11 protein-coding genes are annotated in these 10,180 nt (G+C 62.9%); 4 read left to right on the forward strand and 7 right to left on the reverse strand.

The features are described 5' to 3' along the window. Window positions 1-81: 81 nt before the first annotated feature. The gene (locus HL671_RS13560; protein WP_172236671.1) at window positions 82-297 is read right to left on the reverse strand and encodes a helix-turn-helix transcriptional regulator; all 216 of its coding nucleotides are present in this window, start codon (window positions 295-297) and stop codon (window positions 82-84) included. Between the two features lie 127 nt (window positions 298-424). Then, on the reverse strand, window positions 425-3,436 hold the full coding sequence (gene traA, locus HL671_RS13565; RefSeq protein ID WP_172236672.1) for a Ti-type conjugative transfer relaxase TraA: 3,012 nt from the start codon (window positions 3,434-3,436) through the stop codon (window positions 425-427). Window positions 3,437-3,606: 170 nt separating this feature from the next. On the opposite strand from traA, the gene HL671_RS13570 reads away from it, so the two are divergent. Together HL671_RS13570 and HL671_RS13575 are read left to right on the forward strand one after the other, a co-directional pair. After that, entirely contained in the window at window positions 3,607-3,933 is a 327-nt protein-coding gene (locus HL671_RS13570) for a conjugal transfer protein TraD (RefSeq protein ID WP_172236673.1), read from the forward strand. A 1-nt stretch (window position 3,934) separates the two neighbouring features. After that, window positions 3,935-4,189, forward strand: a complete 255-nt coding sequence (locus HL671_RS13575; protein ID WP_172236674.1) for a conjugal transfer protein TraD — start codon at window positions 3,935-3,937, stop codon at window positions 4,187-4,189. Window positions 4,190-4,392: 203 nt separating this feature from the next. Here the strand turns inward: HL671_RS13575 and nrtS are convergent, their stop codons facing one another. Together nrtS and HL671_RS13585 are read right to left on the reverse strand one after the other, a co-directional pair. Beyond that, window positions 4,393-4,623: a nitrate/nitrite transporter NrtS gene (gene nrtS, locus HL671_RS13580; protein WP_172236675.1), complete on the reverse strand. Its 231-nt coding sequence runs from the start codon at window positions 4,621-4,623 to the stop codon at window positions 4,393-4,395. A gap of 145 nt (window positions 4,624-4,768) precedes the next feature. Beyond that, complete coding sequence (locus HL671_RS13585) at window positions 4,769-5,308, reverse strand: TlpA family protein disulfide reductase (RefSeq protein WP_172236676.1); 540 nt, start codon at window positions 5,306-5,308, stop codon at window positions 4,769-4,771. Window positions 5,309-5,536: 228 nt separating this feature from the next. On the opposite strand from HL671_RS13585, the gene HL671_RS13590 reads away from it, so the two are divergent. Then, complete coding sequence (locus HL671_RS13590) at window positions 5,537-5,818, forward strand: DUF427 domain-containing protein (RefSeq protein ID WP_172236677.1); 282 nt, start codon at window positions 5,537-5,539, stop codon at window positions 5,816-5,818. 58 nt (window positions 5,819-5,876) lie between these two features. On the opposite strand, the gene HL671_RS13595 is transcribed toward HL671_RS13590, so the two are convergent. From HL671_RS13595 to HL671_RS13605, 3 genes are all read right to left on the reverse strand, one after another. Then, window positions 5,877-6,440, reverse strand: a complete 564-nt coding sequence (locus HL671_RS13595; RefSeq protein ID WP_246579665.1) for a hypothetical protein — start codon at window positions 6,438-6,440, stop codon at window positions 5,877-5,879. A 218-nt stretch (window positions 6,441-6,658) separates the two neighbouring features. Continuing rightward, window positions 6,659-7,261 carry an SCO family protein gene (locus tag HL671_RS13600; RefSeq protein ID WP_172236678.1) on the reverse strand — a complete coding sequence of 201 codons (603 nt, stop codon included), beginning with the start codon at window positions 7,259-7,261 and terminating at the stop codon, window positions 6,659-6,661. 36 nt (window positions 7,262-7,297) lie between these two features. After that, window positions 7,298-9,085, reverse strand: a complete 1,788-nt coding sequence (locus HL671_RS13605; protein WP_172236679.1) for a radical SAM protein — start codon at window positions 9,083-9,085, stop codon at window positions 7,298-7,300. A gap of 210 nt (window positions 9,086-9,295) precedes the next feature. On the opposite strand from HL671_RS13605, the gene HL671_RS13610 reads away from it, so the two are divergent. Further along, on the forward strand, window positions 9,296-10,180 hold the full coding sequence (locus tag HL671_RS13610) for a phosphate/phosphite/phosphonate ABC transporter substrate-binding protein (protein ID WP_172236680.1): 885 nt from the start codon (window positions 9,296-9,298) through the stop codon (window positions 10,178-10,180).

Raw genomic sequence — 10,180 nt, forward strand, 5'->3', positions numbered from 1 at the left:
ACCTTTATCGGTGCAGCAATCGGAAGTGCCTGCCAACGAACGAAAGCAATCGGCTGCTCTAGCGGGTTCGAGGCGGGAGAATCACCGGACTTCATCGAACTCGGCTATTGGACGCCATCCGATCGGATCTGCGATCCATCGCTTGATTTCGGATTCATGCCAACCGGCCCCGTTGGTGCTGATCTTGAGCCGGGCTGGGAACGTGCCCTCGGCGATCTTGCGGTATATCGTCGACCGGGACAGCCCGGTCCTGGCCAGGACGGTCCTTATCCGGATAATGCGGTCTGGTTCGCGCATGGCCTCGCTGCCTCTTGCTGGCTGTTCCTGACGCCTTCTGAGAGTAGACAGGCCAACAGTTGCAGGTGGACAAGAGGATTTAGCACGTCGCCAAGCGTGGAGTAGAGCCGGGGGCAAAAAGGATGGGTCAAATTCCGATGCTCCGGCCTCTGCCGAGATCGATGCCGTGAGTGAAGGCCAGCTCCTGGCCGAGCCGGCGACCTGATTCGAACGCGATGCCAAGGTCGTTCTTGCGGCTGGCGAGGATGGATTCCAGCTGTGGATCGCGTTCGAGGCTTTTGGCCATGTCGCCCATCGCCGAGCGCGTGGCCCTGTAGCCGGACATGTCACCGGCCTGATACTGGCGCTGGCTGGTCTGGCCGAGCTTCTGCCAGCGCTCCACGAAGCGATCGGCGCGGCGGCTCGGATCGGTGCGCAGTTCAGTCTCGAGCTGGAGCGCGCGGACCGCGCGGCTGACTTGGCCGCCAGCCGCTTCGCGTGCCAGTTCCGGGTTCTTCCTGTAGGCGGCTTCGGCATCGTGCGAGCCATAAGGCCGCACCTCTTCGAACGCCTGGCGAGCCGTCTGCAGCTCTTTAAGTTGCGCAGGGTTGACCCCGCCGCTCGTCTCTTGCGCAGCGAAGATCGCATCCACGGCGCGGGCATGGCGCACGAGCGCCCGGGTCCGGACGCGACGCGCTTCCGCTTCGGGATCTTGCGCCACGTTCCTTGCCGGCACGTCGGCTCCACGCCGGTCGGCTACTCTGCTGCCCGCTTCCCTTTCCGGCGATGCCTGCTCCGGCTTGCGTCCGCCATCCGGCCCGGGGGCATCTGCGTGCGAGCGCAGGCCGTCGAACATCTCGCGCAGCTTTTCCGGCACGATCTTGCGCACGATCTCGGCCACGCACTCGCGGAACGTGATCCCGCGCCGCTCGGCATAGCTCTGGACCGGATCAGCCCGATCGTAATCCGAGGCCATATCCTTGGCGCGATCGCGCGACAGGGCGCCGGTGAGCCGGTCCGCATTGGCAAAATCGTCGCGACCATAATTTAGCTCCACCCCGTCGCGGTGCCGCGACAGGGCGACATAGCTGCTGTGGGCATCCATGCCGGGCGTCGCCAGCACATGGGCGCGGTCGACCGTCATGCCCTGTGCCTTGTGGATCGTCGCCGCATAGCCATGGTCAATCCGGTCGTAATCCTTGAGGTCGAAACGCACGGATCGGCCATCGTCGGTCTGCACGGTCATGGATTGTGCGCTGACCTGCTCGATGGTACCGAGCGTGCCGTTCTTCACGCCAAGCCCGCGCTCGTTCTGCAGGAACATGACGCGATCTCCGCTGGCGAAGGTTCTCGCGCCGCGCTCGACCGTCACACGCGCCTCATGCCCCAGATCGCCGGCGGCCCGCATCCGCGCGCGTGCCGCCTCGTTGAGCTCCCGAACTTCGTCATTGGTGTGGGTGAGAATGATCCGGCTGCGATCGGGCGAGGCCTGCCGGTCGCGGTCCCAGCGCTCGATCAGATCGCCGCGCGCTTGTTCGCGACTCTCGGCCTCATGCACCATGCCCTGGGTCCGGTAGGCTCCGAGCGCTTGGGCCACTTTGCCGGTCGCCAGATCGCGCGTGGCGTCGCGCTGCCAGTCCTGGTGCTGACGGCGCACCTCCCCGATTTCCGCCCCGCCGTGACGCTCATAGATCGAGCGGAACGCTGCGCCCGCCTCGATGGCCTGCAGTTGTTGCGGATCGCCGACCAGGACCACCTTTGCGCCAGCTCCAGCAGCATGCGACAGCACGCGCTCGAGCTGGCGCGTGCCGACCATGCCCGCCTCGTCGATGACGAGCACATCGCTCGATTTGAGCAGATCACGGCCTTGCTCCCATCTATGCTCCAGGCTGGAGATGGTGCGGGACACAATGCCCGATCCGCCTTCGAGGTTTTCCGCGGCAATGCCGGACAGCGCCACGCCCCGGACCTCGAAGCCTGCCGCTTCCCAGGCCTCGCGCGCCACCCCCAGCATCGCGCTCTTTCCCGTCCCGGCATGGCCGACCACGACGCTAAGACCGTCTGCCTTTGTGACTCGCGCCAGCGCCGCGGCCTGCTCGGACGACAGGACCAGGCCGCGCGCTTCCGCTCGCATCACAGCGCCTTGGCGAGCCGCGTTACGGACCTCATGGCTCTCCCGGTCCGCTAACAATTCAGCGGCACGGTGCAGGCGCTGTTCCGCCTCGATCATCGCACGCGTTGTGAATCGATCCTCGCCGCGGGAGTCTTTGCCCAGTTCGACCAGATCCGGCGCTCCCTGCATCGCGCCCATGACCGCATTGAACTGGTCGAGCCCGTCACTATGCCGATGCGCGAACTTTGCTAGGTCTCGGCGTGTGAAGGTCGATTGCTGCCGTGTGATGGCGTCCAGTCCAAGCGAGGGATCGGCGATGATCCGCGCGCCATTGTTGCGTGCGATCTCGCGGTGCATCTCGGCGCGGTCCGCCTCACCACCTTCGCCTGCGAAGCCCCGAACCTCGATGCGTTTCGCGGGTGCGCCGATCTGGCTCTGCGGCTCCAGCGCGATGCCCTGGGCTTCCAGACTGCGATGGTCGATCCGCGCGTCGATGTCGAGCTCGGCCAGCCGCTCGTTGGCAAGCTCGGCCCAGCGTTCACGCCAGCGCTCGACCAACTCGGTGCGGTTCCAGTCCCGCACCTTCTGGCCAAATCCGTTCTCGTCGACCGCGCGCATCGTCAGCATGACATGGGCATGGGGCTTCGGCATGCCGTCCTCGGCCCTGTCCCAGTGCACATTGAGGTCGGCGATCATGCCGAGACCCACGAACTCTCCCCGTACGAAGTCCCGGGCCAGCTCGATGCCGTGCGCCTCACTCATCTCGCGCGGAAGGGCGAATTCGACCTCGCGGGCAAGCTGCGCATCTTTCCGGACTTCGGACGCTTCGACAGCATTCCAAAGCCGCTCCCGATCGCTCCACGCCTGTGGCGCGTTCTCCGGCAGGATTACCTCGGAATGGACGACACCGCGTTTGGCGGAAAAATCCTGCTCCCGGCCGAGCCGCTCGTCGCGCAGCCGCGAGCCCGAGCGGTAGGCCGCCGCAGCCACCGCACTACTCCCGGCCTTCCGGCCAATGACTTTGACGTGAAGATGATAGATCGCCATCGCGATCCAATCACTGGCACAGCGAAGCGCACGTCGGAACGACGTATAAGCGCGCCCTCCCTCGAAAAAATCTCGGGAGGGACTACGCCGTCTCAGCGCGTCCTGACGACCTTACAGCATTGTGCTCGGCACTCGACTATCATTTCTCCATCGACAAGATGGAGGCGACCATGCGCAAACCCAGGGACTTTGATGCGGACTTGAAAGCGCTCGACGACAAGGTACGCGGGCTGAAAACTCGCAAAGTGCGCCAGCTCGGCGAACTGGTTATCGCGATCGGAGCCGACGCTCTCACCGTTGAAGAACTGGCCGGCGCGCTGACCGTGCTAGTCGAAACGAAAGAGGCCGGGAAGAGGGAGGCATGGGCCAAACGCGGGGCCGCGTTTTTTCAAGGCCGGGCGCGGCGAACTGCGCCAGCAACTGATCGCAACATGGCGGGCGCTGCAGCGCAACCGAGCGACGCGCAACCAGCATCAGGCCGCAAGGGCGCGGCATGACATGCGCTCGTGGCAGGTCGACCGCCGCAAGCGCACGCGGCATCTCATCGAACTCGGCGGCCCCGTCGTCAAGGCTCGCGTCGTGGAGCTGACCAGTGATGATCGCGCCACTATCTACGGCGCACTGCTCTGGATGGCCGACAAGCTCCAAAGCGATGAGGGCGAAAGGGCGCGGACGCTCTGGGCTGCGAAGGGGAAGCAAACGCTCGAAACAACTGAACCGCGCCGTAGCAAAGCCGATGCCGTTGGCGGTTGACCGCGATCTTTGGCCTATGCGCAATTGCCTTTCCGGGAGTCAAACAAGTCGGAGAGTGAAGCTGCCAAGGCTTGCTATCAGAATGGCCACCAATTTCATGTCGAGCGATCGAGCATTCTTGAAGTCAAAACATCGTTCGTGATCTCGAAGCGGTCGCTTGCGCCATTCAGTAGGAGAGACGATAAGTGCAAGAAATTCGGCTTCTAATGATCTTCTCTCGCCATCCGATATGATACGGCCCCATAAGTGCTCACTGCATAAGGAACAGCGTAAGTCAACATCAATTTGCTCCAGTTCAGTGATAGGTTGCTGATGATAGCGTCGCCCTGATTGATCAGGTTAAGGATCGTGCCGACGACAAGGGCTACGTAGAAGGACCTGGCCGGGATCCCATCCGAGAGGGCATACCGCGCGGCGATCTTGATTCGTGGCATTGCAATACTCCGACATCGGGTGGTCTGTTCTCGTCCAGGTCGCCGGGCACTGCGCGTTGACGATCCAACCGGACGGTCTTGAATATCGTGATCGCGATCGTATCTCGTGCTTGCTCGGGTTCACGCCGGATCGTCCGCAATCTCGTCAGGAATTGCGCAGGTGGTCGATCAGCGGCTGTGCCTCGGGAGCGAGCCAATCTGCAGCTCCCGGCATATAGCCGACGATCCGGCCTGAACGAGCAACGAGATAGGTGATGGGCATTCCGTAGACGAGGAAAGGTGCATTCCTCGGATTGTCGCGGTCCAGGCTGGCAACATAGCCGTTGGGATCCAGGTAAATCGGGAGCCCCTTCAGCTTCAGTCCGTCGACGAAGCGGCTGACGACTTCGCGGCCGCCACGATCGAGTGCGACGGTGACGACCTCGACGTCCCCCCTCTGGTGCAGACGATCGAGGACCGGCAATTCGGTGCGGCAGGCTGCGCACCAGCTCGCCCAGAAGTTCAGCAGAATCGGTTTGCCGCGGAGATCAGCGAGATTGATCGGTCTTCCCCGTAGGCCGAAGAGGCGGAGCGAGGGCAGCTCTTGTGCCGGGCTCAGGAGCGTGAACTGGAATCTGCCGGATTGGAAGGATGGCGGATCTGCCGATGCGGCAAGGGCCGAATTCCGCGTCAGGAGATATGGCAAGAGCGGTGTCATAGCGTGGAGCAACACACGGCGGCTTGTCCATGCGTAATGAGGAGGAGGGGCCGGGGATCGAGATCGGATCATGATCTTATCGCTGGTATGATCGAGCGTGTTTGCGGAGGGGGCAGTCGACTGTCGTCGCCAAGACTGGCCACAAGGTGGCGTTTTTAGCGCGTCCAAGCTAACCTTCGGATTGTATCGAAGCTCAGCAGCGTGCGGAGACGAGGAATGGTCAAGGCGATCTGGAATGGACAAGTGATCGCGGAATCCGATCAGACTGAAGTGGTCGAAGGAAATCATTATTTTCCTCCCGAGCATGTGAGGCGCGAATTCCTGGCGTCCAGCGATCGCCGGTCGACGTGCCCATGGAAGGGAACGGCGCAATACTATGACGTCGTCGTTGACGGTCAGTCCAACCCGGGAGCGGCGTGGTACTACGCCGATCCAAAGCCGGCGGCGCGGTCGATTGCGGGCCGTATCGCATTCTGGAAGGGTGTCCAAGTGAGGTGAAGCCCGCCGTCGCGTGCTGGGCGAACAACCGCGACGGCTTTAAATCCAACCGGCAAGCCTATTCCGGTCGGGCGATCAGCTGATGATGCGCGTCGATACCAATGCGGCCACGCTCCAATCCATGCGTCTGGCCCTCGCTGTTGTAGACCATGAGGACTGCGTTGGCGTGCGTCGGGAGCTCGGGAATGACGACTGAGACGCTGGCGGATCCGTCGGAGCCGGCGGTGAAGCTGTTGGTCTTGCCGGCGCCATCCATGGCCGTGAACGTAATCGGCGTCTTATCGAAGTGGTTCTCGAACAGGCTGTAGCTGCCGTTCGGTTTGAGGCCCTTGAACGTTGCGTCGAGGACGAGTTTTCCGTCCTTTTCAGTGATCGACACCGTGCCGGTGGGAGACAGCCAGGTCTGCAGGTCGAAGCCGAGGGGCTTGCCTTCGGCATTGAACAGCGGCGAGGTCTTGGCGTCCTGCTCGATGAATGGCGGACGAACGCCGGCGACGTGCTTGATGCCCTGCGGACCGGTGGCCTCCGGCGCAGCTGCATCCTTCACGAAGACCTGAGGATCGAGAGGCTTGGCCTGCTTGGTCTCGGCGGAAAAGAAGGCCGCGTGCGTGACGAAGCTCATCTTGAGGGGGAAGCGGCCAGGCTTTTGGCAGTCGGCGCCAGCGCCAGACCCGTCGCCAGGAGAGCCGCGACCAATGACGATTTCAGAAAAAGTCTCATGGAGATGCCTCGTTTGCAAGATGCCGGGACGAACTCTGCCGCACGCCAATGATCGGCCGCGAGTCGCAAAGTGTCCCTAATGGTCTACGTTTCGGCAGAGCCGAACGTTACGTACGCGCGTCAAAAGAATCGTCTGAGGTCCGCGACCGCGGCTTGCAGCGGACGCTTCAGATTGAACGAAGACACGAAGGTGCCCTCACGGTTCATCAGATAGACGGATGCCGTGTGGTCGACGGTATAGTCGCCCGCTGCGAGGGGAACTTTCCTGGCGTAGACCTTGTAGCCTTGAAGCAGGGACTTCAGTTCGTCAGGAGTCCCCGTCAATCCTCTGATGTGCGGATCGAAGCCGGTCAGATATTCAGCCATGACGGCCCGGGTGTCGCGCTCGGGATCCACCGAAACGAACCAGGTGTTGAGCCGATCCGCGTCCGGACCCAAGGCGCGGAGCATCTCGGAAATCTCGAACAGCGTCGTCGGACAGATGTCGGGGCAATGCGTGAATCCGAAGAACAGTATCGTTGGACGCCCTTTCAGCGCGGCCTCGGTTACGGAGATGCCTTGCTGATCCTCGAGATGGAAGGGCCCTCCGATGGCTGCCGCCGCGCGCATGCTGCCGAGAGCGCCGAGCATCAGCCAGAGTCCCACCAGCAGGCTGCCACCGAACATGGCTGCCAGGGCGAGCGGGTGAGTGAGCCGAGATCGGCGCGATAGTTTTTTCGCCATGGGTCGTTGAGCCTTACTCCGTTGGACGCCGGCCCGCTATTTCGCGCTGCAGCTCGCATCACCCAGCACGCAGAATTTCGCGCAATGGGGATGATTGAGGCTGACCTGGCCCGAGGCCTCGGCGAGGGAGGCGCCAAGCTCGAACTGCGGGTCGTAGGGCAGCAAGGTGCAGGCGACGACGGCCGGACGCGATGCGTCTCTTCGCTTCACGACCATGCGCGACGTCGCGCACATGACGTCGGCCGGAGATTTGCTAAGAACGCCCCAGCAGGCCTCTGTAATCTCGGGCACGTCAGCCGTTGCGTCCATCTCGGGAAAGATGACGAGCTCGCCGGGGTCTTGCGCATCGATGTCGTAGGCGGCGAGCTGGCGGGCATAGCCTGCCCGCACGATGGCGTCGGCTTCGCCCGAGTAACGTCTCCCAGCCACATGTGTCCTGAAGCCGTTGTCGAACAGCCAGCTCAAGCCGTCCAGGGCTGGTTGCCAGGTATTGGGACCGCGTTCGAGCTCGTGCAGGCTTTGCGTGTAGTGGTCCAGCGAGACTCTCAATGTCAGGCGTCTGCCGAACTTCGCCTTGAGGTCGAGGAGCGCGCGCTCGTACCGGCGCATCGGCTTCATGGCATTGGTCAGAACCAGGGCTTCGAAGCCCCTTGCCAGCACGTCGTCGAGCATCTCCGGCAATTCCGGATTCATGAACGGCTCGCCGCCGGTGAAGCCGACCAGCCGGGTCGGCAGGCGGTCGCGTTCGATCTCGTCGAGAAAACACCGCACCTCGCTTGCCGTGATGTAGGAGAGGCGGTCGTTGCGCGGCGTCGATTCGATGTAGCAGCTGCTGCACGACAGGTTGCAGAGTGTGCCGGTGTTGATCCACAACGTCTCCAGCGCAGTCAGGCTCACCGTTGCGCGCCGGTCGCCCTGGGCCGTGATGCAAGGATCCTTGAATTTGTCGGTCGGAGCCGTGGCCTGTTGAGCCGCCGCGGGCCACTCCTGGCAGGATCTGCTCTTGCTCCAGTGGAGCGTCCGCTGCGACAAGGAGCGTCCTTTAAGCTTGGCCTCGCTCGGAGGCAGGACGTCGCAATTCGGCCAGAGCCCTGACGATAGGGCGTTTGTGTAGCCTTCCGGAAGTCCCGCCCGGCGCATCGCGCTAGCGGCGGCTTCGTGATCGTACTCGAGGGCGTTGTGCTCGATCGCGATTGAGCGCGGCTCGGGACCCGGCTCGATGACGCTGTACCAGACTCGCGGGGTGCCATCATTGGCGGGCATGCCGACCACCCCAGGATTGTGCCAAAGCCCGTCGCCGATGCTCTGGGTAAACGGAAGCCCGCAATGGCCACCGATGATGCCGTCGGCACCCGCAAGGGTGACGTCCAAGGCCTTGATCCGCGTCGGCGTGGAGGCGAATACGAACCGGCTGATTTCGCCGAGACTGCCATGCACCGCGACCAACCGAAGACCGGCAATCTCGACCGGCAGGCTGCGCGGCAGCGTTGCCATCCAGGCGCGGTCGTCGGCGTCGAGCTCGGACCGGGCGAAGGTAAACCAGGCAGCTGACAGGCGGTCGCACTCGCTGCCCGGGGCAAAGCCGCAGCCGCAATCGTCGGCATCGGCCGCCAATTGCTCCTCGCAGTTTCCCATGACGATTTGGATGCCGGATCGGCGGATCAGGTCGACACAGGCCTTCGGATCGCCGCCATAGGCGACGACGTCTCCCGTGCAGACGATGCGGTGAGGTGGAATATGTCTCCGCCGAGCTTCCGCCAGCACGGCTTCGGTCGCCTGCAGGTTCGAGTACGGGCCGCCAAACAGCAGGAGTGGAGCATCCATTCGTCACTATCCCTCAGTTCCCACGCTGCAATTCGATGGAGCCGTCGAAAAGGTTACAGGTCGCCGGCCGCAGCCCTGAGGGACGGTGCTCCGGGCCGCGGCAAGAGCCGTCACCCTGCGGTCGTCCGAAAAATGTCGTGGTTGCTGTAACCCTTTGGAGCAAGCAAGCGAACCACACGCGAGAGGCAGTTCAATTCTCGTGAGGTTCTGATGACGGTCGATTGCGGCAAGCGCCAAAAAATTGCGATTCTCGGGCTGCTGGTCGCCCTGGTCATGTCGTTGCCGGCGACCGTGGGGCACGCCGCGGAGAAGCTGCGCTTTGCCGTCGGTCCTTTTCAGCCGACCCCGGGGGATACCAGGAAGGCCTATGACCCCTTCTTCAAATACCTGGCCGAGCAGCTTGGATCAGACTACGAGCTGGTCGTGACCAACGACTGGGCCGGCATCTCGACGGCCCTCGCGAACGGCCAAGCCGATATCGCATGGATGGGGCCGTGGGGGTACGTCCTCGCCAACAATGAGGGCGGCGCGCAGGCCGTCGCGACCGTCAAATACGACGGACAGCCGACCTATCACGCCATCATCGTCGCGCGGCCGCAGCTCGAGATCAAGACGTTTCCCGAAGATGCGAAGGGACTGTCGATATCCTTCGCCGACGTAGGATCCACCTCCGGCTGGCTGATCCCGTCCTACTGGTTCAAGTCGCAGCACATCGATCCAAGAACCTACTTCAAATATCGGGACGGCGCCTCGCATCCCGCCAATGAGATGGCCGTGTCCAGCGGGCAGGTCGATCTGGCGACGGACTACGACCGCAACCTCAACAGCATGATCGAGCGCGGATTGATCAAACGTGAGGACGTCAAGATCGTCTGGACGTCGGAGCCGCTTCCCAACGATCCCATGGTGGTGCGCAAGGACCTCGATCAATCCATTGTTGCCAAGCTCAAGACCGTGCTCGGATCCATATCTGAGCAGCAGGCGAAGACGATCATGCCACCGCACTATACTGGCTGGGTGCCCGCGACGGCTGCCACCTATCAGTTGATCCGGGACGCAGGCGTTGCCGTCGGCAAGCTGAAAGTGACGAACTGA

The organism is Bradyrhizobium denitrificans, from assembly GCF_013179005.1.
Taxonomy (GTDB): Bacteria; Pseudomonadota; Alphaproteobacteria; order Rhizobiales; family Xanthobacteraceae; genus Bradyrhizobium; species Bradyrhizobium denitrificans.